Raw genomic sequence first — 22,711 nt, 5'->3', positions numbered from 1 at the left:
CTAGGCCGGCCGCCGGCGGGACAGGCAGGCGTAACCCAGTGCCAACACGCTCAACCCCATTACAATCAACAGCCCCATCAGCTCTGTGCTGTAGCGGGCAGCCCAGGCCGGGAAGCCGGCGACCGACTGATACACCTGCACATCCGCCGTCCCCTCGGCATAGCTGATGCCTACCCCACTCTGGCGAATCTGCGAATAGTCAGCATCGAAATACACCCAGACCTTGCTGGAGCCGCCGGCCTCGATCGCCGGGATCTCGAGCTGAGCGGTGGCCGCCTCGAGCAAGGTGTCATTGCCGGCCGAATCCCGGATCTGCACCAGGCCTTTGGAGGGCAAGCGGATCCTTACCTGATCCACGGGGGCATTGCCGGTGTTCTGCAACTCGATGAGCAAGCCGGTCCGGTGGTCTACCAGGCCGGCCTCGAAAGGTTTTGCAAACAGCTGGGCATAAGGCGCCTGTGCCATCTCGACCAGCCGGTCGACCTGGTCGCGGCTCAGTTGACCTTGGCCGATCGTGTTTATGCGTGCACTCAACTGCTCGTACTTGAGCTGCTCGCTGGCTTTGCTGATACGCTCGCTGAACTGTCCCGGATAGGTCAGGTACGCGTAGGTCAGCGACGCTTCCAGGCGCGGGTTGCCCATCACTGCCTTGTAGACGAACAACAGGGCCGCTAGCCCGATCAGAACGGCTACGAGGAGTTTCCCCACCTTGTCCCAGCTCAATGCACTCTTCCTTTTGTCGAGTTACAGGCGATACGCGCCGCCAAGGGTGCCAAGTTCGCGGCCCCCAAGCAAGCGCCTGACCGCTATCGTTCGACATCGTCCTCACGAACATGGCGCAACGCCTGTAATTGCCCGTCGATGAGGGCCTTGGCCATTGCGGCCAGGTAGCAGGTGGCGAGCATTGCGTTCTTGCGGTCTGCAGGCTTGTCGATGGCCTTGCGGGTAAGCTCGGTGATGCAACCCATGATGACGGATGCTTCCACTAAGGCAGTACGCAAGGGCAACGCTGGCTTCATCTGGACCAGGTCGGTACCGGCGCTCGCGAATCGACGGGTTGCGTTGACCACGGTGGGGCCTTGGGGGGGTCTGGTGATGTCATTGTCCATGCTGTTTGCTCCCTGTCTGGAGAGCCGAGACTAGGCAGGTGCTTCCCTGAGCACAACGAGCAGCAAGTACCTGCGCGCAATTTCAGAAAGGGCCTACACGATCGCTACCTCTTGACCGTTTGCCGTCGGTCACCGAGGATCGAAGCTCCGCCTACAAGGATGTCAACATGCTGCGCATACTGGGCAAAGCCTCATCGATCAACGTACGCAAGGTACTGTGGGCGTGCGCGGAGTTCCAGGTCCCATTCGTGCGGGAGGACTGGGGAACGGGCTTCCAGGCTACCGACAGCGAAGCGTTTCTGGCGCTCAACCCCAATGCCATGGTGCCGGTCATCCAGGACGGCGACTTCACCTTGTGGGAGTCCAACAGCATCATTCGCTACCTGGCCAATTGCTATGGCCCAGCAGCCTTCTACCCGGGGGAGGCCCGTACTCGGGCCAGGATCGACCAATGGATCGACTGGCAGGCTTCGGACCTGAACGCATCCTGGCGCTACGCGTTCCTGTCGCTGGTCAGACACTCCCCCGCCCATCAAGACCCGCATGCCCTGGCCAACGCCTGTGCCGACTGGGGGCGCAATATGCTCATTCTCGAGCGCCAGTTGGCACGCACCGGCGCCTATGTAGCCGGGCGTGACTTCACCCTGGCCGACATTCCCATAGGCCTGTCGGTCAACCGCTGGTTCGAAACGCCGCTCGAACACCCTCACCTGCCTGCCCTACGCGATTATTACGAGCGCCTGAGCGAGCGCCCGGCCTATCACGAACATGGGCGTAACGGCACGCCTTGACAGCTAGCACAGCCTTCGCGAAGGCGCATGCCTCAGGCCGCGACCTGGGTAACCTGGTGACGACCACGCCAGGCGAACGTCAGCACCATTATCAAGCCCAGCGCTGCGGTGCCTGCGCCCGCCAGCGCGATGGCCGAGTAACCGAGGCCGCCATTGATCACGGCGCCCCCCAATGCAGCGCCGATGGCGTTGCCCAGGTTGAAAGCACCGATGTTCACGGCCGAGGCCAGGTTGGGTGCATCCTTGGCCGCCTCCATCACGCGCATCTGCAGGGGCGGAACCAGGGCGAAACTGGCTGCGCCCCAGACCAGGATGGCGCCGGCAGTAAGCAGGGATGAGCCCATTACGAGTGGGAACACCAGCAGTACCGCGATCAATATGGCGAGCGAGACAATCAGGGTTCGATCCACGGAACGGTCCGCCGCTTTGCCGCCCCAGACGTTACCCAGGGTCAGGCCAACACCAAACAGCACCAGCATGGAGGTGACGAATGCGGTAGACGCGCCGGCTTCGTTTTGCAGGATGGGCGCAATGTAGGTGAACACCGTGAACATCGCGCTGGAGCCCACCACGGTCAGGAGCAAGGCTGCCAACACAGGCCCACGTGTCAGCACGCGTATCTCGGCCAGCGCACCGTCGCCCTTGGGCGATGGCACATTGGGCAAGGCATACCACAGCGTGGTCATCGCCACCAGGCCGAGCCCGGCTATGCCCCAGAACGCCGTGCGCCAGCCGAGCAACTCGCCGAACCAGGTTGCCAGGGGGACACCGCCGATGGTGGCCAGCGTCAGGCCCATGAACATCGCGGCCACGGCGCCGGCACGTTTCTCGGCGGGCACCACGCTGGCCGCGACGATGGCACCTATACCGAAGAAGGCGCCGTGGTTGAGGGAGGTCACTACCCGTGCGACCAACAGGCTGGCGTAATCGCTGGCCAGGGCCGACATAAGGTTGCCTAAGGTGAAGATGGCCATCAGCCCGATCAGCAGGTATCGGCGCGGTACGCGTACGGTTGCCAGGGTCATGAGCGGGGCGCCGATCAGCACACCCAGTGCATAGGCGCTGACCAGCAGACCAGCGGCCGGAATGGACACACCCAGGTCAGTGGCAATGCTGGGCAGCATGCCCATGGGAGCAAACTCGGTAACCCCGATACCGAACGCGCCCATGGCGAGTGCTACAAGGGGTGGATTGATACGCATGGCTAACTCCTTATCTGTGCCGTGAATGCTACGATCTGTTTCACCAAGGCACTAGATAGCGATTGTGCGAACCACCTTTGCGTACGAGGCACAAATGGATCTGACAGGACGATCAGGTGAGATGGAGGTGTTCACCCAGGTGGCGCAAGCAGGCAGCCTGTCGGCAGCCGCCCGTGCATTGGGCCTGACACCCTCTGCCGTCAGCCGCATACTGGCGCGCACCGAGCAGCGTCTTGGAACACGGCTGATGCTGCGTACCACGCGCGCGATTACCCTCACACCCGAAGGCGAGACTTATCTACGCGGGGCACGCCGCGTGCTGACCGACCTTCAGGAGGTGGAGCAGGCCATTACGGACCAGGGCGTGCCCCGTGGTCGAGTTCGCGTCAGCGCTGCACTTGGGCACGGCCGACTGCGCATCGTCCCCTTGGTGGCGGCGTTCAGCGTGCAGTACCCGCAGGTATTGGTCGACCTGACCCTGAGTGACGAAGTCGTTGATGTGCTCGGTGGCCAGGCCGATGTGGCTGTGCGCTTCGGCACGCTGCCAGACAGCTCTCTGAATGCTCGGCAAATCGATGAAACGGGCCAGGTGGTCGTGGCCTCGCCAGACTATCTGAGCCGGTGGGGCACCCCTTTGCTACCCGAGGACCTGGCAAAGCACAACTGCCTGCGATTCAACTTCAGGCGAGCCACGTCGGACTGGCCGTTCGTGCGTGACGGTCGCGAGTTCGCACTGAAGGTAAGCGGCAACATCGAGTGCAGCAGTGGCGAAGCCCTGGCCCAGTTGGCCAGGCTGGGCGCAGGCATCGCGCGGATAGGCACCTTCACCGTCGCCGATGACCTGGCCAGCGGCCGCCTGGTGTCACTGTTCGAGGCCTTCAATCCAGGTGACCGAGAGCCCATCCACGCCGTTTTCGCCGGTGGACCGAACATGCCCGCACGCGTGCGGGTGTTCGTGGACTTTCTAGTCGCTAACCATCAGGGGATGTGCACACGTCCCTCGTGACCGCTCTCGCGATAGCGCGCTTGCAGAACGCCGGCCAGGCACTGCTTGGCCTCAGGCTCTCCGTGTATCAGGCGGATATGCGACGGCCAAACCTGCATTCGCGTGACGAAACCGACCAGATCCGCCTGGTCGGCATGGGCTGAGTAGCCCTCCACACGCTCGATCCCGGCACGAATGTCTATGCGTTCGCCGTCCAGCATGACGTACCCGCCTTCCGGGCCGTGGGTCAGGATGTCCCGGCCAGGTGTGCCATGGGCCTGGTAACCGACGAAGACCACATCGTGCCGGGCATCACCTAGCATCGCCTTGAGGTAGTTGACGATACGCCCGCCCGAGCACATGCCATTGCCCGCGATGACGATCGCCGGCCGAGCCGTTTCGGCCAGGTGCTGAACGATGCGTTGGTGCTCCTCATGGCTGTCGATGGTGATCAGTTGCTTGAAGGACAGGGGTTTGCGCCCTTCCTTGATACGGTCCTGGGCCGATTCGTCCCAATACCCTTGCAAGCCCTTGTAGACCTGCGTGAAGCGGCTAGCCAGCGGTGAATCGAGAATAATCGGCAAGTGTGGCCAATCCACTTCCGGGCCGCTGTTGGCCTGATCGTTTCCCGCCAATTCGTGCTCGTGGAGGATTTCTTCTAGCTCGTAGAGCAAGTCCTGGGTGCGGCCGATGCAGAAAGAAGGGATCAGCACCGTACCCTGGTCTTTCAGCGCCCGCTCGATGACGGCCTGCAAGCGTTCACGCCGGTGCTTCCGGTCGGTATGCCGACGGTCACCGTAGGTGCTTTCCAGAATCAGCAGGTCAGCCCGCTCGGGAGCCGTCAGGTCTGGCAACAGTGGCGAGTGCGGCGCCCCCAGATCACCACTGAAGACCACCCGTTGGGCAGTCGCGCCTGGCCTTTGCATGTCGAGTTCCACATACGCCGAACCCAGCACATGGCCGGCCGGTTGCAGCCTGACCTTGCAGTGGGCAGCCTCGGTTTCGTGGAGCGTGAACCAGTTGCCGTAGGGCAATGCGATGGTGCGCTGCTCCACAACCTTGAGATAGCGTTCCAGTTGCTCGGGATCGTCACTGATACCGAGCCGGAACGCGTCTTCGAGTACGATGGGCAACAACTGAGCTGACGGTTCGCTACACAGGATCGGTCCCTCGAAACCCGCAGCCAGCAGATGAGGGATTCGCCCAACGTGATCCAGGTGTACATGCGTCACGATCAGGGCCTTGACGCCATCGATGGCGAAGTCGAGGGCCAAGCCCTCCCCGCCTTGATCTTCGTCCTCGCCTTGAAAGGCGCCGCAGTCGATCAGCAAGCTGGCCGTCTGGTCCATCCAGACTTGATGGCAGGAGCCGGTCACGCCCTCCCGGGCGCCGTGATGAATGATTTCTGGGTGGTCCATGATGGCTAGCCTGCTTGAGCCTGGAGTAACGTTGGGCACTGCCCGATTGACGAGGGTTCAGAAAAGCTCGGGCGTCAGGGTTCGCGGGCCTACCCAGGCGCAAGGCTCAGGCATTCAGAGCCCGCGCCAGTACCTCGTAGATTTTCCCGTCGGCTGACTGCGCAACATTGAAACGCACATAATCGCCTGCCGTCTGGGACTGGCTGAACGCGTTCCCAGGCGCCAACACCACGCCATTGTTCAAGCACACCTTGGCCAACGCGGCCGCGTCCTTGCCCTGCGGCAGACGGCACCACAGGTACAGCCCTGCCTGTGGCATCAGCCAGGGAATGATGCCGAGCGCTTTGAGCTTTTCAGCCGTTCTGTCCCTTTCGATGGCAAGGCGCATCCTCACGGTCTCCATGTGCTTGCGGTAGCCGCTGCTGGTGATCGCATGGTGAACGATGTCCGCTGCCAGACGACCGCCTCCGAAGGTGGTGGCGATCTTCAGGTCGACCAGGCTCTGGATCCAGTCATGACGTGCGGCGATATACCCACACCTGACCGAAGCGGAGACGGTCTTGGAGAAACTGCCAATCTGGATGACCCGGGCCAGGCCATCGAAGGCTGCGAGCCTGGGCGCTGGCGTATGCTCGAAATCGGCGAAAACGTCGTCCTCGACGATCAACAGGCCCGAGGCCTCAGCGAGCTTGAGCAGCCGGTGCGCAGTGCCCGGTGACAGGGAGGCACCTGTTGGGTTGTGAATGCCGGAATTGGTGATGTAGAGCCGTGGCGAATGCGCCGCCAGGGCAGCACCGAATGCATCGATATCCGGGCCGGTAGGGGTCTGACGCACACCGACGATGTTGACACTGTGGGCCCTGAGCAAGGCATGGAAGTTGAAATAACAGGGATCGTCGAGCAGTACGGTGTCACCAGGTTGGAGCAGAAAACGGCAGATCAGGTCGATGGCGTGCGTGCCGGACTCGGTGAGCATGACCTGCTCCGCCGGTGCGTCGATGCCAAAGCCGGCCAGTCGCCGCGACAGAAAATCGCGCAGCGGCCGATGGCCCTGCGGCGATGCGTACTCAACCACCTGCTCGGCTTGCGAGCGCGCCGTAGCCCGGAGCGCCTTGCGCACTCCAGCCTCGAACATCCAGTGCGCAGGAAGCCAGCCGCAGCCAGGTTTCAACAGGGCGCCAGCGGGTTCCAGCGCCTGGCGAGAGATCCACAGTGGATCGACCTCATGCTCAAGCTTGGGCCCCAGCTCGGTCAGCACCAAGGGCGCCGCGCCCCCTGCCACATAAAACCCGGCGCCACGGCGGGCATGGAGTACCCCTCCGGCCACCAGTCGTTCGTAGGCTTCGACCACGGTCGACACCGAGATCTGCATGCTCTGCGCCATTGCCCGCACTGAAGGTATCCGCGCACCGGGCAAATAGGTACGGGCCGCGATGCGGGCATGGATTTCAGCCATGACTTTTGCAATGCGCGTGCTGTGCTCTTTCACTGGATTCTTCCCACCTGTACTGCCCATCAATACCTAACAGTTCCGCCAAACTGTACTGGATTGTACATGGCGTCTGCGCGCACATCGGTGTTGTACTGGCTTCATTGACGACAAGGAGTGCGAGATGCAGAGAACAGAAAGCGGCTGGATCAACGGTTTTATCGGCGTGGTCATTTTCGCAGGCTCCTTGCCCGCAACGCGCGTGGCAGTGGCAGCGTTCGAACCCACCTTTCTGACCTGCGCAAGGGCAACCATTGCCGCGTTGGTGGGTGCTTGTTGCCTGATCTTGCTGCGTCAGCCCCAGCCTCGACGAGGCGATTGGCCATCCCTGGCCGTGACAGCGCTCGGCGTCGTGGTCGGGTTTCCGCTACTGACTGCATTGGCCTTGCAGCACGTCAGCTCCGCCCACTCCATCGTATTTGTGGGGCTATTGCCGCTGTGCACCGCCGGCTTTGCCGTGCTGCGCGGCGGCGAGCGTCCCAGGCCGCTGTTCTGGGCATTTTCGTTGGCAGGTGCCGGGTTGGTGGCGGGCTATGCATCGGCCTATGCAGGGCAGGCTTCGATAGTGGGTGATGGGTTGATGGTCGCGGCAGTCGTGGTATGCGGACTGGGGTATGCAGAAGGTGCACGACTGTCTCGCACATTGGGCGGCTGGCAGGTCATCAGCTGGTCGTTGTTGCTCGCGCTGCCCGCGATGCTGGTGTTGGCGGTCATCACCATGCCCACGATGGCGAACCTGACGCAAGTCGGCGCCTCTGCCTGGTTCAGCTTCGGTTATGTCTCGTTGTTCAGCATGTTCATCGGATTCGTGTTCTGGTACCGCGGGCTCGTCCAGGGCGGGATTGCGGCGGTCGGCCAATTGCAGTTGGTACAGCCCTTCATTGGGCTGGGTTTGGCAGCAGTTTTGCTGCACGAGCAGGTGAGCTGGGCCATGGTGTCGGTGACGGTGGGTGCGGTGCTGTGTGTTGCCGGGGCCAAGCGGTTCGCCCATTGACGCTCAATCCTGCGGTGGAACTGGAACCAGGCCACTGATTGCTGAACCAGTGGCCACCCGCTTTGGTTTAACCTGCCGCTGTCAGCGCAGCAGGGTCTGGATCTTGTCATGCAATGTGTCGAGGTCGAACGGCTTGGCCAGGATGGGCGCCTTGCGGGTGATCGGGCTACCGGACTCCAGGATCTCCGCTGGATAGCCGCTGATGAAGATCACCTTGAGGTCTGGCCGCAACTTGACTGCGGGTTCAGCGATTTCCACGCCTGAGATGCCACCGGGCAAGCGGAAGTCGGTCACCATCAGGTCCAGGTGCGGCTTGCTGGCCAGGATGGCAAACGCCTGCTCGCCATCTTCGGCTACCAGCACGTGGTACCCCTCCCCGGCCAGGTAGTCCCGCAAAATCATGCGAATAGCCGGTTCATCCTCGACGACCAGCACCACATCTTGTGCATCTTCACTCATATCGAAACCTTGGAAATTCTTGCAGTTTGCCATCAGACCCCGGGCTCACGCAGAGGTTGCCCGCGCCTGATCGTTTTGTTGTTCGCACACGCCCAACGGCAATTGCAGGGTGAACGTGGCACCTTGGCCCTCCTCGCTTTCGACCAGAATACGCCCGCGGTGGGCCTGTACGATCTGCTCGGAGATATAGAGCCCAAGCCCCAGGCCACCCGTCGCCTTATGGTTCGAGACCCGCTCGAACTGCTGGAAGATACGCTGCTGGTTGGCCGCACCAATGCCAATGCCATTGTCTTGCACCTGCACGCATGCCATGCCGTCCAGCTCGAACACCCGTACGTGTACAGGCTTGCGCTCCCCATAGCGCAGGGCGTTGGACAGCAGGTTCGCCAGCACTTGCTCGATGCGAAATTCGTCCCACTCGCCAGCCAGGCACCCGTCACAGTGCAGGTCGATTCGGGTATCCAGCGCGATCGCTTGCGCCGTGAAGTTCTCCACCAGCCCCCGTACCAGTTGGCTGAGGTCAAACAGCTTCGGGCGCAGTGAGAGTTTACCGGTGCGGATGCGTGACACGTCGAGCATGTCTTCGATCAGCCGTATCAGGCTGTTGATCTGACGCTCGTCGCGCTCGACCATGGCCTTGAGCTTTTCCTCACTGAAAGCCTCCAGATTGCCCCTGGCCAGGTTCAGCTTGCGCAGTTGCGTTTCCAGGATCAAACCGTTCAGAGGCGTTCTCACCTCATGGGAAACGATGGACATGAAATCGTCACGCATCCGCACGGCGTGCTCCAGCTCGCAGCGCGCGCTTTGCAGCTTATCCAGCAAGGCCTCCTGCTCCTGCCGGCTGCGCTCGAGCGCTTGCAGTTGCTGGTCGAGCACTTTGCGTTGTCGGTAGAGATCCACGAAAACCGACACTTTGCTTTTGACCGCCATGGTATCGAGCGGTTTGTAGAGAAAATCCACGGCGCCGCTTTCGTAGCCCTTGAAGGCATAGTTCATTTCGCGCCCAGCCGCGGTCACGAACACGATAGGGATGTTGCGGGTTTTTTCGGTACCGCGCATCAGCTCGGCCAGCTCGAAACCGTTCATGCCAGGCATCTGCACATCCAGGATGGCCAAGGCGAATTCGTGCTCAAGCAGCAGTGACAACGCCGCTTCGGCGGACTGGGCTTGATGCACCTCGCGATCGTCACCCTGTATGAGGGCATCGAGGGCCAGGAGATTTTCTGGCAGATCGTCGACGATCAGCAGTTTGGCGATGGTCTGGCTTAACATGCGCTGGATTCCAGAGTACCAAGCAACTGCTCGATACCACTCAAAGGAAGAATATGGTCGGGACGATGCAGGGCCAAAGCGGCCTCCGGCATCAGCGCGACCTGTGCATCGCGAGGGTCCTGGACAATGGTCCGGCCGCCGCTGTTCTTGATGTACGCAAGGCCTTGGGCGCCATCTTCATTTGCGCCAGTGAGCAGTATGCCCAGCAGTGCCGCGCCATAGGCATCGGCTGCCGACATGAACAGGTAGTCGATCGAAGGCCTGGAAAAGTGCTGCGCCGGCTCCTGGCTCAGAGAAAGGGTGAAGTCGCATTCTACCGAGAGGTGGTAACCAGGGCCCGCCACGAAGATACCGCCGTCTTGCAAAGGCTGCTTGTCGCGTGCCTCGAGCACTGGTCGGCCCAAGCGACGTTGCAGCACTTCAGCCAGATGACTATGCCGGTCCTCGGGCAGATGCAACAGGCACACCACAGGCACCTTGCACGCCCCTGGCAACCCGCCGAGCACCTTGAACAAGGCAGTCACACCGCCCGCCGAGGCGCCGATCACGACAGCTTGTATGCCCTTCATGACTTGCGGTAGATCCGTTCAGGCTTGACCCAGGGCTCGAAGCGCTGGCTGTAGGCCGAGAAATCAACCGACTCCTTGCTGCCCAGCACCAGAAAACCCCGGTGGCAAAGGGACTCATGGAACAGGCCCAGGGCGCGGTCCTGCAGGACCTTGTCGAAATAGATGAGCACGTTGCGGCACGAGACGAGCTGGGTTTCCGAGAACACACTGTCGGTGGCCAGGCTGTGATCGGCGAAGGTCACCTGCTCACGCAAGGTGCTGTCCATGATGGCGTTGCCGTAAGCAGCAGTGTAGTAATCGGAGAAGTCGCGTCGCCCACCGGCCAACCTGTAGTTTTCTTCATACTCGCGCATGCTTGGCATGGAATAGATGCCTTGCTTGGCTTTTTCCAGCGAGTGCGGGTTGATGTCGGTGGCGTAGATGATGGTGCGCTCCAGCAGACCCTCCTCGCGCAGCAAGATGGCCATCGAATACACCTCCTCGCCTGTGCTGCAGCCGGCGATCCAGATCTTTATCGATGGCCATGTGCGCAACAGCGGAACCACTTCGTTGCGCAGGGCAAGGAAGTGGCCAGGGTCGCGAAACATCTCGCTGACTGGAATCGTCAGGTACTGCAACAACTGCATGAACATGCCAGGGTCATGCAGTACCCGCTCCTGAAGTGCAGACACGGTCTGGCAGTCGAACTGGCGCAGGGCATGCAGGATCCGGCGCTTGATCGAAGCGCCAGAATAATTGCGGAAATCGTAGCTGTACTTGAGGTAGATGGCCTCGATGAGCAAGCGGATCTCGATGTCGGTATTGCGTTCGCTAATCAAATTCGCTCCAGTTGCGGCAACCACACACGTATCAGCGAGAACAGGCGGTCCAGGTCGATGGGCTTTGCCAGGTAATCATTGGCGCCGGCCTGCAGGCAGCGGTGCTGGTCGTCCTTCATCGCCTTGGCAGTCACGGCGATGATCGGCAGCTTGCGCCAGCGAGGCTGCTGGCGGATCAGCCGGGTCGCTTCGAACCCATCCATTTCCGGCATCATGACGTCCATCAATACCAGGTCGATATCCTCATGCTGTTCGAGGCGTTCGATGGCTTCGCGGCCGTTGCGGCCGATTTCGACGATGGCCCCCTTGTGCTCCAGGGCACTGGTCAGGGCAAAGATGTTGCGCACATCGTCGTCCACCAGCAGGATCTTGCGCCCTTCGAATACCTTGTCGCGGCTTCGCGCCGTCTTGAGCATACGCTGACGCTCATGGGACAGCTGCGATTCCACCTTATGCAGGAACAGGGTGACCTCATCGAGCAGACGCTCGGGCGAGCGTGCGCCCTTGATGATGATCGAGCGCGAATACTTGAGCAGGTCGGCCTCCTCTTCACGCGTCAGGTTACGACCTGTGTAGACGATCACAGGTGGGAACGCGCGGATATCTTCAGCCGTCATGCGCTTGAGCAACTCGTTACCGAGCATGTCAGGCAGCTTGAGGTCGATGATCATGCAGTCGTAGACGTTTTCGCGCAGCAGTGCCAAGGCTTCCTGGGCCAGGCCCACAGCGGTGATCTCGACGTCTTCGTCGCCGATCAGCCGGGCAATGCTCTCTCGCTGCAGGTCATCGTCCTCTACCAGCAGGATACGCTTGAGCTTCTGGGTCAGCTTGGCTTCCAGGCGCGCGAAGACTTCCTTGAGCTCTTCGCGGCTGGTGGGTTTGACCGCATAACCGACTGCGCCCATGTGCATGGCTGCTTCGACGCGGTCCTCGACCGAAATGATATGCACCGGGATGTGCCGCGTCTCGGCTTGTTCCTTCAGGCGCTGCAGTACGGTCAGGCCGGAATGGTCCGGCAGTCGCATGTCCAGCAGTACGGCATCGGGCAGGAACCGAGCAGCCAGCTCGAAGCCCTCGTCGGCGCCATGGGCCACCAGGCAGCTGTAGCCCAGTTCATGGGCCAGATCGAAGAGAATACGGGCAAAGTTTGGCTCGTCCTCAATGACCAGAATGCAGCGGTTGGTGAACGGCGCCCGCTCGCGGTCATCGGTGAAGGCCAGGATCGGCGGTTTGGCCGCCGCTGCTGGCGGCTGGATGACCGATGGCAACGCAGTCACCGCAGGGCGTAGGGTAAGCGGCGCGACGGGCTGTTCGTCGACATCATGGCGCTCTGGCAGTACCAGGCTGAATACGCTGCCTTGGCCCGGCGTGCTCTGTACGGTGATCTGCCCGCCCAACAGGCGGGCCAGGTCGCGGGAGATGGACAGGCCCAGCCCGGTGCCCCCATAGCGGCGGTTACTGGTGCCATCGACCTGGTGGAATGCACCGAAAATGGCTTGCTGCTGATCGGGCGCGATGCCAATCCCGGTGTCGCGCACCGCGAACACGATGCCGGCCTCGGGCTGGTAGCCGATATTCAGGCTGACCTGACCACGCTCGGTGAACTTGATGGCGTTGGACAACAGGTTCTTGAGGATCTGTTCCAGGCGCTGGCGATCGGTGAACAAGGTCGCAGGCACGTGCTCGGCCGCTGTAACCTCGAAGCCCAGCCCCTTCTGAGAGGCCAGTGGCGTAAACATGTCACGCAAGCCCTCGACCAGCCGATCGACGTGGGTCGTTTCGGGGCGCACCTCAAGCTTGCCGGCTTCGACCTTGGCAATGTCCAGAATGTCATTGATGAGGTTAAGGAGGTCATTGCCCGCCGAGTAGATGGACTCGGCGAATTTGACCTGCTCCTGGCTCAGGTTGCCTTCGCCGTTCTCGGCAAGCAGCTTGGCCAGGATCAGCGAGCTGTTGAGCGGCGTGCGCAGCTCATGGGACATGTTGGCAAGGAATTCGGACTTGTACTTGCTCGAACGCTGCAGCTCATCGGCACGAGCCTGAAGCTCGGCCTGTGCACGGCTAAGCTCCTCGTTCTTGAGGTCCAGTGCATCGGTGCGCTCGGACAATTGCTCGTTGGTCTGCTCAAGCTCCGCCTGTTGGGTCTCAAGGTAAGCCTGGGACTCCTTGAGCACCCGGGACTGCTCTTCGAGTTCTTCGTTGGCGGTTTTCAGCTCTTCCTGTTGGACCTGTAGCTCTTCGTTGAGCTGCTGGGTTTCGGCCAGCACTTCCTGCAGGCGTTGACGGTAGCGGGCGCTTTCGATGGACATGCCCAGGTTGCCCGCCACACGCTCGAGCATCTCCGCGTCGCGGTCCTGCAAGGGGCGCAGCAGGCCCAGCTCGATGACACCGTTAACTTGACCGTCCTCGGTGGCCGGCACGATCAGGCCGCTGCGAGGCAGGCCCTTGCCCAGGCCCGACGCCAACCGGTAATAGTCTTCCGGCAAGGCATCGAGGCGGATCAACCGTTCTTCACGCACCGCTTGTGCCAGCAAGCCGTGATGATCACCCAGCACCTGCTCGCGGGCCTGTTCCTGGGCTTCGAGCCCATAACTAGCCACCCGCACCAGGCGGCCATGTTCATCACGCACATACACGGCGCCAACCACGCTGCCCAGGTAGGCAGCGAAGAACCGCAGGATTTTGTCACCCAGCATGGGCAAGGACAATTGACCCAGCACCTGCTGGGCCAGTTGGGTCTGGCCGTTACGCAGCCAGGCCTGATGCTCCAGTCGCTCTGCAGCGCGCTGCTGGGCCTGCAAGTTCTTGGTGTAGCTGTCGGACAAGGCCAGCAGGTCTCGGCGTCCGAGGTAGGCGAGCAATGCGCTGAGCCCGACCAGCAACACAATGAACGTGATGATGCCCGCGACGGTGACAGTGCTGACCGTCTCGTTACGGGTCATGCGCAGCTGTTGCTCGGCGCCGATCAGGTCCTCGAATTCCTTGCGGATTTCGTCGGTCAGGCGTTTGCCACGGCCGTTACCGATTAGTTCTCGGTATCCCCCTTCGGCGCGGCGCAGGTCGATCATCTGGCTGCCGAAGTCGTTCCACGCGCCCTGCAGCGCGATCAGCCGATCGATGCGCTCGACCTGCTGGGGATTGTCCTCGACCATGCTTCGCAGGCTTTGCAGGCTGTTGAAGATCCTGGGCTTGGCCACCTCGTACGGGTCTAGGAAACGCTCATCGCCTGTGATCAGAAAACCGCGCATCCCGGTTTCCATGTCGATCGAGAGCTTGAGCGTTTCGTTGGCGTTACCGATCACCTGGTCGGTATGTTCCACCCACTGCATGGCAGACAGCAGGTAGTTGATAACGGCGACGAACGCCACGGCACCGAGCAGGCCGAGCCCCAGGGGCAGGCCGATGTTGCGGCTCAACAGCTTGCGAAAGCTACGTTGATCCATCGAGGCAGCTTGTATCATCTGAAAACGCCCGAGCAAATGAGGTCCATGAACAGCATGGTCAATCTTTCCTTATAGTAAGGGGCAGCCCCTGGCCTGGCGCACGCCCTGATCAGCGTGCCCGGCATTTAGCCAGCATTTGAAACATACCTGCTCCAATCGTTCCATCGGATCGATCAGATAGGTATTCTTCGGGAACTTCTGGGCCCTGGCGACGCACAGAACAAAAGACATTCAACAAGACAGGATCTGAACCATGTCCCTTCTGGTAGTCGAGGACGACGACATCGTACGCATGCTCATGGTCGAGGTCCTCGACGAATTGAAATATGACGTGATCGAGGCGCAAGACGCCACGACCGCACAGAAAGTACTCGAAAATCCTGACCAAACGCTCGAACTCATGATAACCGATGTTGGCTTGCCGGACATGGATGGCCATGACCTGGCCAAGCGTGCACGCGCACTGCGTCCAGGGCTTCCTGTGCTGTTCGCCAGTGGCTATGGCGACAACGTCGAAGTGCCTGAAGGCATGTACAGAATTGGCAAGCCTTACTCCATTGACCAATTGCGAGACAAGGTGGCCTCTATCCTTGATGCCCATCAAGCGGGGTAGTTGGTTCGGCTTGATAATCCGTTGTCGGGCGTGCTTCACGGCGCAGCAGGTAGATGTCCATTATCCAGCCCTTGCGCCTGCGTAGAGTTGACCGGGCCTCCACAATGCGTGCCTTGACCGCGTCAAGTGGCCCGGCGATCACCATCTCGTCTGCGGTTCCCAGGTAGGCCCCCCAGAAGATCGTGAGCGCCGGATCGGACAGCTCAGCAAAGACGCAGGCACTGTCGAGCATCACCACAACATTGTCGACTTGTTCGAGATCCGCCAGCCGCCGTCCTGGCAGCACGATCAACGGCTCACCGGCACGTGTGAGCGCGATCTGGTGACGGGCGGCCAACAGCTGCATGCTGCTTATTCCTGGTACAACCTTCAAAGCAAGCGACACGCCCTGCTCGCGGACCAATTCCATCACACGTAGCGTGCTGTCGTACAAGCCTGGTTCACCCCACAGTAAAAATGCGCCGGTCTGCCCTGGGTGCAGTTGCGCCTGCAGCAGCGAGGCATACGCCATGGCCCTCTGACGGTGCCAGACATCGACCGACTCGGCATACCCTGGAGCCTGCCTGGCGCGTCGCGGGTCGGTAATCTGCACGATGCGATAGCTGTCGTCGGGTAGGTAGCGCTGCAGGATCGCCTTGCGCACCTCCAGAAGGTCCTGGACCTCGGGACCTTTGTCCATGACGAAAAACACGTCTACGCAGCGTAACGCCTCGACCGCTTCGTAGGTCAACTGACGAGGATCGCCAGCACCAATGCCGATCAGCAGTACCTGTATCATTTCCCCTCCCGTGCCATTTCGCCCACTCGCTAAAAGGCGACTGGCCATGAATGTGCTCGCGTTGGCGCAATGATGAAACCTCAACACTTGCTTCACACTTTTTTCACAGCGCCATAGGCATCATAAACACAGCTAACGGACTAGCGACCCCATCACGCGCCCGCACACGCGGGCCTCTAATTCCAGCGCCCTGCCTTCAGCAGGGCGCTTTCATTTGCGCAATCGTTTCACTGCCGTATCATGAGCAGCCTGTCCGTTTCGCCGGGTCCTTGCACCCGGCCCCGTCTCAGGAGTTTCCATGAGCTTGCACGATCTGCAAACCGTTCCGGGCGTCACCGCACAGCCTGACGCTGCCACTGCCCAATTCGTCTTCAACCACACCATGCTGCGGGTCAAGGACATCCAGAAGTCGCTGGATTTCTATACCCGCGTACTGGGTTTCCGCCTGGTGGACAAGCGTGATTTCCCGGAAGCTGCTTTCAGCCTGTACTTCCTGGCCCTGGTCGACCCTGCCCAGATCCCAGAGGACGACCATGCCCGCCACCAGTGGATGAAGTCGATCCCGGGCGTGCTCGAACTCACACACAACCATGGCACCGAACAGGATGCCGACTTCGCCTACCACGATGGCAATACCGATCCACGCGGCTTCGGCCACATCTGTGTCTCGGTGCCGGACGTACGTGAAGCCTGCGCCCGCTTCGAAGCCCTGGGCGTGCCGTTCCAGAAACGCCTGCAAGACGGACGCATGAACCACCTGGCCTTCATCAAGGATCCGGATGGTTACTGGGTCGAGGTCATCCAGCCTGGCGAGGTGAAAGCCTAAGGCTCACAGGCCACGCTTGTCGGGTGACCGCCCGCATACCCTTTGCTGTGGTATATGAAGTAGAGGCTTCATTGCCACAGCGAGGTACCGATCATGCAATCGCTCCAGTGTGAATACCGCAAGCACGTCATCACCGCCAGCGTCATGCCTCATCCTGACTCGCCGCTCCCCTTTGCGGCAGGCTGCCTGATCACAGCGCCCGACGGCCATGTCAGCCGCCGGCTATCGATGCCCATGAAGTTCTTCAGCGACTTGGACAATGCCCAGCATGTGTCGCTGGCGTATGGCCGTGCGCTGGTTGACAAGCAGTTGGATCAAGTCACCCAGGTGCGCTGATCGCTGCAGCGACCCGGCTTTGCTTGCTGGTCACTGCATGTCGCAGGCTCTGCAGCTGGCTCAGCCTTGACGCGCGTAGGTCACGGCAGCTTGTACCTGTTCAGCCGTTGGCCTGATCCCGGTGTACAGGACAAATTGCTCCAACGCTTGCAGTGCGATGACTTCAAGCCCGGTGATCACCTGCTTGCCGAGCTGCTCTGCGAGCTTGATCAGCGGTGTTTGCGCGGGCATGGCCACGACATCGAATACGCGCTCGGACGCAGCAATTGCCATCTCGCTGAACGCCAACTGCTGCGCCTCCGGCCCACCTGCCATGCCCACCGGGGTGACGTTGATCAGCATTGGCGGGCAAAGGTCGCCAAGCTCGGGCAGCCAGCGGTAGCCGCACACATCGGCCAGTTCCCGCCCGGCCTGCTCGTTACGGGCGACAATCATGCCTTCGTCAAAACCTGCGTCACGCAACGCACTGGCCACCGCCTTGGCCATGCCACCGCTGCCGCGCAAGGCGAACGCCGTGGCCGGGTCCACCTTGTGCTGCGTCAGCAACTGCCGGACTGCCAGGTAGTCAGTGTTATAGGCTTTGAGGTGGCCCTCGGTATTGACCAAGGTGTTGACGGAGTCGATTGCCGCAGCCGAGGGGTCAATTTCATCGACCAATGCCATGCACGCTTCCTTGTACGGCATCGAGACACCACAACCACGAATGCCAAGCGCCCGGATGCCCGCTACAGCAGCCGGCAAGTCATCGGTGCGCATGGCCTTGTAATAGAAATCCAGGCCAAGCTGCTCATAGAGGTGGTTGTGGAAGCGGACACCGAAGGTCCCTGGACGGCCTGCCAGGGAAATGCACAGCACGGTATCCCGGCTGGGTATAAGGGACATACACGATCCTTTTGCGGTGTACAGACGGTGAGTGAGCCTAGCAGAGCGGATGCCCCACGCATACCGACTCGAGGCTGCTCGCAACGCCCTACGAATCGACCATGCACAATGACGCCAGCACATTAGGCAAAACTGATAAGCACTATTGAGCACATTGATTTCAGTCCCGCCCATGGCGTCGGTACAGTAACGCCATGTCTTAGCGGAGGGCTGTAGATGGCCACTATCGAGATCATGTCCGTGATCGGCTCGGCAGTACCGGCCTCCTTGCGCAATCAGGGCCTGCTGGCTTGCTGGTACCTGGTCAGTAATGGCGAGCCGGTCAGCGGGCCGATGCCGAGCCTGGCCAGTGCGCGCGCCCTGATCGAACAGCTGCAACCCCTCAGCCTACTCGCCTGACACGAACATTTAGTGCTGCTCCCTATTGCCCGCCATCGTGCGGGCTTTTTTTTAAGTGCCCTGTCACTCGCCAGGCTGCGCGCATCCGCGAAACGCTGTAACCTTGCCGTTTCAAAACACCGAGACACTTCGTCCAAGGAGACGTCGTTGCCATTCCCTGCAAGGCTTCCTGGCTCATGACGGCACTGGTCGACAGCTTTCGGGACGAGGCCATCGAGATCATGGCCAACGGTGAATCCATCCTCCCTTTGCTGAGCGCCTTCGTCACTGCACTGGCTGCGCAACTGCCGGGTAGTCACGTCGGCATCAATATCCTGGACCATCCAGGCAAAACCTTCAGGCACTCTGTCTTTCCGAGCCTGCCTGAAGCGTTCAGCAGCAAGCTCACTGGCAATCCCATTTCGACAAACCGCGGCTCATGCGGTTTGGCCATTCTCAGCGGCGCGGCCATTGATGTGCCTGACGTGGCTACCGATTCGCGTTTCGCAGCAGCGTGGAAGGGCCTGTTTCGTGAGCATGGGCTCAAAGCATTGACGTCGTTTCCGGCCCCGGACAAGGACGGCGCCGTACAAGGCACGATCGCCCTGATCTACGACCCGAAACGCCCGATTACCGAGGCTTTTCGCGCACAGATGCCCAGCGCCTTGCGTTTGTGCGCGCAGCTCTGCGCCTACAGCCGTACCCAGGAAGCGGCGGCGATACTCGTGACCGAACTTGATCATCGTATGCGCAACCTGTTCAGTACCATTGGCGCTGTTGCCATCCTGACGGCGAAGCATCATCCAGAAATCACCGAGTTCCGCAGTGTTCTGCAAAACCGCCTGGTGACGATGCAGAAGGCTCATACGCTGGCGCTCGCGAAGGTCCCGATCAGCTTGCACAGCCTGGTGACTGAAACCTTGGCCCCCTATGTGACGGACATGCACGACGACAAAAGCGGGCCGCACATAATCCTGGCGCCCGAGGCGGCTTCTGCATTGGCGTTGGTCCTGCACGAACTGGCGACCAATGCCGCGAAATATGGAGCCTTTTCCCAATGCGGCGGCGTTGTGGCCTTCAGCTGGCAGCTTGAAGAGCAAATGGACTCACCGCCACATTTCACCTTCAACTGGCATGAAACCGGCGGTCCAGCGGTTGCGCCGCCCACCAGGCGGGGCTATGGCACTCTGATGATGCAAGGCAGCTTACGCAACGCGTTCAACGGCAAGGTGACGTTCAACTACGAGCCTGCTGGATTCAGTTGCCAGATCACCGCCCCGTTTACCCAAAAGCTAGGCAAACGCATCTATTGAGCGACCTGGACGAGCAGCTGAAACCGGTGATGGCATGCATGCCACTGTTGTACAGCCGTCGAGTTTCATGCCAATAGCTGTACAAATTGCACCGCTTATCCATTCGAAGCAACGCGGTGCTGACCACGCCCTCGGAAGCACATGATGGAAACGATGGTCTGCGCTCATGAAGGGAAAACGGATCTTAGTGGTCGAGGACGAGCCTGCCCTGCGGGAATTCTTGGCCATGATCATAGAAGATACAGGCGCGACGGTCGTCTCTGTGGATACCGCCGAAGAGGGTATTCGCCAACTCGATAAGCAGCCCTGGGCGGCGGTGGTGACCGACGTGCGCACACCGGGGCTTTCCGATGGCTGGGATCTGGCCTGGACGGCTTACGAAAAATGGCCGCGCTTGCCTGTGATCGTGACCAGTGGCGGGCACAGTAGGCTCGACGTGCCATTACCACCCACCGCTGCATTCATTGCCAAGCCGTGGTCGATCGAGGCGATGATCATGCTGCTGGTAGGGTGCACCGGTACGGACCACTCATCCGACAACTAGGCCGCAGGGCGCTACCAACCTGGTAATTGCCAGTGGGCAGGCAACGCTTTATCTTTGCGTTCTTAGGTACCGCTGACAGACATTTCTCGGCAAGGCATTCGGTATAAATGCCTGCCCAAGGATTCGTCATGTCTAAAAACACCCTCTGGTCGATTTCGCTTCTGGCTGTCACCGCGGTATGGGGCTGGAGCTTCGTGGCCAAGCACGACACGCTGAGCATCATGGCTGCCTCCACCTTGAATGCGTGGATGTTCAGCCTGGCCGCATTGGCGTTGCTCCCCTTCTCGATTCGCTCGTTTCGACTGATGGGCCCACGCACTTGGTTGAGTGCTGGCTTGGCCGGGGTCGTGCTGTTTTTGGCTTTTTCGCTGCAGACCTCCGGTACTGCCCTGACGACGCCCTCCAATGCCGGTTTCATCACGGGCCTGTGTACTGTGTTCACGCCGGTGCTGATCTACCTCATGGGCAAGGGTCGCCCCAGCCTGAAGCAAGGGGTCGGAACCGGTATCGCGGTAGTCGGGCTCGGCCTGCTGAGCCTGGATGGATTTACCCTGCACTACGGCGATTTGCTGGTGCTGGGGTGTGCCGTGTGCTTCGCGTTGCATATCGTGATGGTATCGACGTTCACCACGCCTGCGCTCGCTTTGGCATCGGCTTCGATTCAATTAAGCGTCGTCGGCGTGCTTTCGCTGATATGGAGTTGGTCGAACAACGAGTTCTTCGTACCCACCACGCTACCTGTCACCACCACCCTCCTGGTATTGGCGCTGCTGGCAACAGCCTTGGCTTACGCCATCCAGAACCGTGCCCAAGCGGTGTTGCCCCCGGAAAAGGTTGCATTGATACTCATATGCGAGCCAATTTTCGGCGGCCTGTTCGGCTACTTCCTTGCCGGTGATCGTTTGCCTGCCGAGCGTCTGGCCGGCGCAGGCTTGATATTGGTCGGGTTGACCATCACCGAGCTGCGACTCACGCGCATCGCCTGGCGTGCCTGGCGCAGGGCATAGGTATTTTACGATCCGAAAGTGCCAGCAGGCCCGTGGGGGCTGGGCCCGCTGCGAGGCTTCATTTGCTTCCCATCACTCTGGCTTGGGGGCCGTTTCATCTTCATAGGTAAGGTCTACGACGAGCCTCACTGCATCTTCATCATCTTCGAGCAATTGCACACTCCCCTCCTGGTCCTCGACCTCGTAGAGTTCATCGAGATCGTCACGCTGGTACCACTCCGGGATGTCATCTCCGCGATACGTTCTCAATTTCACAACCATGCCTGGATCCTCCGTATGTTCAAAGGTGACAGGGCCGAGTCACACGGAGTTCACCTCGAATCAGTAAATCAGCCCAAGCGGTTCAGTGAGAGGGGGACGACCAAAGGATGGGGAGTTGGCCTACTCAACGCGCTGAAGCCGTACCCGCAGGATTAAATTTCCTTCACCTTGCGCCCATTGGTGATAAGGCAATCGACACGGCTTGAGCCATACTCCAGAATGCGCCGGCTTGGGGAAAACCCTCGCAATGCCAACGACATAGCCCTCTTTAGTGAGCCTCAACGTGAAAACGATCCTGTCCACCCTCAGCCTTGTGTTGTTGCTCACAGGTACCCTGACCCCTATTACCGGCGCTGTCGCTGCACAGCCCGCTGCCCAGTTGCAACGTGACCCCGCCAAGCTGCACTTGGCCTCCGGCAGCGCCTTGTTGATCGACCTCAACACCAACAAGGAGCTGTACGCCAGTCACCCTGACCGCGTGCTGCCCATTGCGTCGGTGACCAAACTGATGACGGCCATGGTCGTGCTCGATGCCAAGCTGCCCATGGACGAAATGCTGACCATGACCATTGCCAACAACCCGGACATGAAAGGCGTCTACTCCAGGGTTCGGCTCGGCAGCCAGTTGAACCGACGCGAGACGTTGCTGATCACCCTGATGTCCTCGGAAAACCGCGCCGCAACCACCCTGGCCAACCACTACCCTGGCGGTTACCCGGCTTTCATCAAGGCGATGAACGCCAAGGCACGCAGCCTGGGCATGAGCCATACCCGCTACATCGAACCCACCGGTCTTTCGACTCAGAACGTCTCCACTGCCCGCGACCTGACCAAGCTGTTGATGGCGTCGCGCAAGTACCCTATGTTGAGTACGTTGTCGACCACCCGTGAGAAAACCGTAGCGTTCAGCAAACCCAATTACACACTCGGGTTTCGCAACACTGATCACCTGGTGAACAAGAGCAACTGGGACATCAAGCTGACCAAGACCGGCTTCACCAACGAGGCTGGACACTGCTTGGTACTGTTGACACGCATGGACAACCGTCCGGTCGCCATGGTCATTCTCGACGCATTCGGCAAGTACACCCACTTCGCCGATGCCAGCCGTATGCGCCAGTGGCTGGAGACGGGCGCGGCCAAGCCAGCCCCAGCGGTGGCCATGCAGTACAAGGCCGATCGTCACAACAAAGCGCGGTTAGCCGCCGATTGACCCTCTCGGTT

The 22,711-nt window shown here is 60.6% G+C and carries 24 protein-coding genes; 11 read left to right on the top strand and 13 right to left on the bottom strand.

Annotated elements, in window-relative coordinates; genetic code table 11:
- Positions 1-723: a hypothetical protein gene (locus B2S33_RS15740; RefSeq protein WP_059183110.1), complete on the bottom strand. Its 723-nt coding sequence runs from the start codon at positions 721-723 to the stop codon at positions 1-3.
- Positions 724-806: 83 nt separating this feature from the next.
- The gene (locus tag B2S33_RS15735) at positions 807-1,109 is read right to left on the bottom strand and encodes a DUF3077 domain-containing protein (RefSeq protein WP_027914723.1); all 303 of its coding nucleotides are present in this window, start codon (positions 1,107-1,109) and stop codon (positions 807-809) included.
- Positions 1,110-1,276: 167 nt separating this feature from the next.
- Between B2S33_RS15735 and B2S33_RS15730 the strand changes: the two genes are divergently transcribed.
- Positions 1,277-1,900, top strand: a complete 624-nt coding sequence (locus tag B2S33_RS15730; protein WP_110606792.1) for a glutathione S-transferase family protein — start codon at positions 1,277-1,279, stop codon at positions 1,898-1,900.
- A gap of 32 nt (positions 1,901-1,932) precedes the next feature.
- On the opposite strand, the gene B2S33_RS15725 is transcribed toward B2S33_RS15730, so the two are convergent.
- The gene (locus tag B2S33_RS15725) at positions 1,933-3,102 is read right to left on the bottom strand and encodes an MFS transporter (RefSeq protein WP_059183111.1); all 1,170 of its coding nucleotides are present in this window, start codon (positions 3,100-3,102) and stop codon (positions 1,933-1,935) included.
- 94 nt (positions 3,103-3,196) lie between these two features.
- Between B2S33_RS15725 and B2S33_RS15720 the strand changes: the two genes are divergently transcribed.
- Positions 3,197-4,108 (top strand): LysR family transcriptional regulator, encoded by a 912-nt coding sequence (locus B2S33_RS15720; RefSeq protein ID WP_027914720.1) that lies wholly within the window; start codon positions 3,197-3,199, stop codon positions 4,106-4,108.
- On the opposite strand, the gene B2S33_RS15715 is transcribed toward B2S33_RS15720, so the two are convergent.
- Both B2S33_RS15715 and B2S33_RS15710 read right to left on the bottom strand, forming a co-directional pair.
- Complete coding sequence (locus tag B2S33_RS15715) at positions 4,081-5,505, bottom strand: MBL fold metallo-hydrolase RNA specificity domain-containing protein (protein ID WP_288650626.1); 1,425 nt, start codon at positions 5,503-5,505, stop codon at positions 4,081-4,083. The two genes, B2S33_RS15720 and B2S33_RS15715, sit on opposite strands and share 28 nt — an antisense overlap.
- A gap of 106 nt (positions 5,506-5,611) precedes the next feature.
- Positions 5,612-6,994 (bottom strand): PLP-dependent aminotransferase family protein, encoded by a 1,383-nt coding sequence (locus B2S33_RS15710; RefSeq protein WP_088522967.1) that lies wholly within the window; start codon positions 6,992-6,994, stop codon positions 5,612-5,614.
- A gap of 124 nt (positions 6,995-7,118) precedes the next feature.
- Here B2S33_RS15710 and B2S33_RS15705 point away from each other — a divergent pair, with 124 nt between their 5' ends.
- Positions 7,119-7,988, top strand: a complete 870-nt coding sequence (locus B2S33_RS15705) for a DMT family transporter (protein ID WP_288650624.1) — start codon at positions 7,119-7,121, stop codon at positions 7,986-7,988.
- Between the two features lie 81 nt (positions 7,989-8,069).
- Here the strand turns inward: B2S33_RS15705 and B2S33_RS15700 are convergent, their stop codons facing one another.
- From B2S33_RS15700 to B2S33_RS15680, 5 genes are read right to left on the bottom strand one after another with little or no spacing between them, the layout of a single operon-like run.
- Positions 8,070-8,447 (bottom strand): response regulator, encoded by a 378-nt coding sequence (locus tag B2S33_RS15700; RefSeq protein ID WP_027914716.1) that lies wholly within the window; start codon positions 8,445-8,447, stop codon positions 8,070-8,072.
- 45 nt (positions 8,448-8,492) lie between these two features.
- On the bottom strand, positions 8,493-9,719 hold the full coding sequence (locus tag B2S33_RS15695) for a hybrid sensor histidine kinase/response regulator (protein WP_110606793.1): 1,227 nt from the start codon (positions 9,717-9,719) through the stop codon (positions 8,493-8,495).
- On the bottom strand, positions 9,713-10,288 hold the full coding sequence (locus B2S33_RS15690; RefSeq protein ID WP_027914714.1) for a chemotaxis protein CheB: 576 nt from the start codon (positions 10,286-10,288) through the stop codon (positions 9,713-9,715). The genes B2S33_RS15695 and B2S33_RS15690 overlap by 7 nt, the downstream gene beginning before the upstream one ends.
- A complete protein-coding gene (locus B2S33_RS15685) occupies positions 10,285-11,106 on the bottom strand; it encodes a CheR family methyltransferase (protein WP_027914713.1) in 822 nt (273 codons plus the stop codon). The genes B2S33_RS15690 and B2S33_RS15685 overlap by 4 nt, the downstream gene beginning before the upstream one ends.
- Positions 11,103-14,567: a response regulator gene (locus tag B2S33_RS15680; protein ID WP_059184098.1), complete on the bottom strand. Its 3,465-nt coding sequence runs from the start codon at positions 14,565-14,567 to the stop codon at positions 11,103-11,105. The genes B2S33_RS15685 and B2S33_RS15680 overlap by 4 nt, the downstream gene beginning before the upstream one ends.
- Positions 14,568-14,802: 235 nt before the next feature.
- Between B2S33_RS15680 and B2S33_RS15675 the strand changes: the two genes are divergently transcribed.
- Positions 14,803-15,162, top strand: a complete 360-nt coding sequence (locus tag B2S33_RS15675) for a response regulator (protein ID WP_027914711.1) — start codon at positions 14,803-14,805, stop codon at positions 15,160-15,162.
- Here the strand turns inward: B2S33_RS15675 and cobF are convergent.
- Positions 15,134-15,940 carry a precorrin-6A synthase (deacetylating) gene (gene cobF, locus B2S33_RS15670; RefSeq protein ID WP_042139299.1) on the bottom strand — a complete coding sequence of 269 codons (807 nt, stop codon included), beginning with the start codon at positions 15,938-15,940 and terminating at the stop codon, positions 15,134-15,136. The two genes, B2S33_RS15675 and cobF, sit on opposite strands and share 29 nt — an antisense overlap.
- Positions 15,941-16,238: 298 nt before the next feature.
- Here cobF and gloA point away from each other — a divergent pair, with 298 nt between their 5' ends.
- Both gloA and B2S33_RS15660 read left to right on the top strand, forming a co-directional pair.
- Positions 16,239-16,766 carry a lactoylglutathione lyase gene (gene gloA / locus B2S33_RS15665; RefSeq protein WP_028686986.1) on the top strand — a complete coding sequence of 176 codons (528 nt, stop codon included), beginning with the start codon at positions 16,239-16,241 and terminating at the stop codon, positions 16,764-16,766.
- Between the two features lie 93 nt (positions 16,767-16,859).
- The gene (locus B2S33_RS15660; RefSeq protein WP_027914709.1) at positions 16,860-17,102 is read left to right on the top strand and encodes a hypothetical protein; all 243 of its coding nucleotides are present in this window, start codon (positions 16,860-16,862) and stop codon (positions 17,100-17,102) included.
- Between the two features lie 60 nt (positions 17,103-17,162).
- On the opposite strand, the gene B2S33_RS15655 is transcribed toward B2S33_RS15660, so the two are convergent.
- Entirely contained in the window at positions 17,163-17,984 is an 822-nt protein-coding gene (locus tag B2S33_RS15655) for a shikimate 5-dehydrogenase (protein ID WP_280078007.1), read from the bottom strand.
- 216 nt (positions 17,985-18,200) lie between these two features.
- Here B2S33_RS15655 and B2S33_RS15650 point away from each other — a divergent pair, with 216 nt between their 5' ends.
- The 4 genes from B2S33_RS15650 (at position 18,201) to B2S33_RS15635 (ending at position 21,226) form a co-directional block, all read left to right on the top strand.
- Complete coding sequence (locus B2S33_RS15650) at positions 18,201-18,383, top strand: hypothetical protein (protein ID WP_027914707.1); 183 nt, start codon at positions 18,201-18,203, stop codon at positions 18,381-18,383.
- Positions 18,384-18,631: 248 nt separating this feature from the next.
- Positions 18,632-19,675: a sensor histidine kinase gene (locus tag B2S33_RS15645; RefSeq protein ID WP_288650620.1), complete on the top strand. Its 1,044-nt coding sequence runs from the start codon at positions 18,632-18,634 to the stop codon at positions 19,673-19,675.
- 166 nt (positions 19,676-19,841) lie between these two features.
- A complete protein-coding gene (locus B2S33_RS15640; protein WP_027914706.1) occupies positions 19,842-20,219 on the top strand; it encodes a response regulator in 378 nt (125 codons plus the stop codon).
- Between the two features lie 128 nt (positions 20,220-20,347).
- Positions 20,348-21,226, top strand: coding sequence for a DMT family transporter (locus tag B2S33_RS15635; RefSeq protein WP_288650619.1), 879 nt, complete (start codon positions 20,348-20,350; stop codon positions 21,224-21,226).
- A 72-nt stretch (positions 21,227-21,298) separates the two neighbouring features.
- On the opposite strand, the gene B2S33_RS15630 is transcribed toward B2S33_RS15635, so the two are convergent.
- Complete coding sequence (locus B2S33_RS15630; RefSeq protein ID WP_288650617.1) at positions 21,299-21,481, bottom strand: hypothetical protein; 183 nt, start codon at positions 21,479-21,481, stop codon at positions 21,299-21,301.
- Positions 21,482-21,770: 289 nt separating this feature from the next.
- On the opposite strand from B2S33_RS15630, the gene pbpG reads away from it, so the two are divergent.
- A complete protein-coding gene (gene pbpG, locus B2S33_RS15625) occupies positions 21,771-22,700 on the top strand; it encodes a D-alanyl-D-alanine endopeptidase (protein ID WP_110606797.1) in 930 nt (309 codons plus the stop codon).
- Positions 22,701-22,711 lie beyond the last annotated feature (11 nt).

The organism is Pseudomonas sp. UBA5568 (genome assembly GCF_002425525.1).
Lineage (GTDB): Bacteria > Pseudomonadota > Gammaproteobacteria > Pseudomonadales > Pseudomonadaceae > Aquipseudomonas > Aquipseudomonas fulva.
The sequence above is the reverse complement of the archived record's forward strand: the minus strand, read 5'-3'. Positions and strand labels throughout refer to the sequence as shown.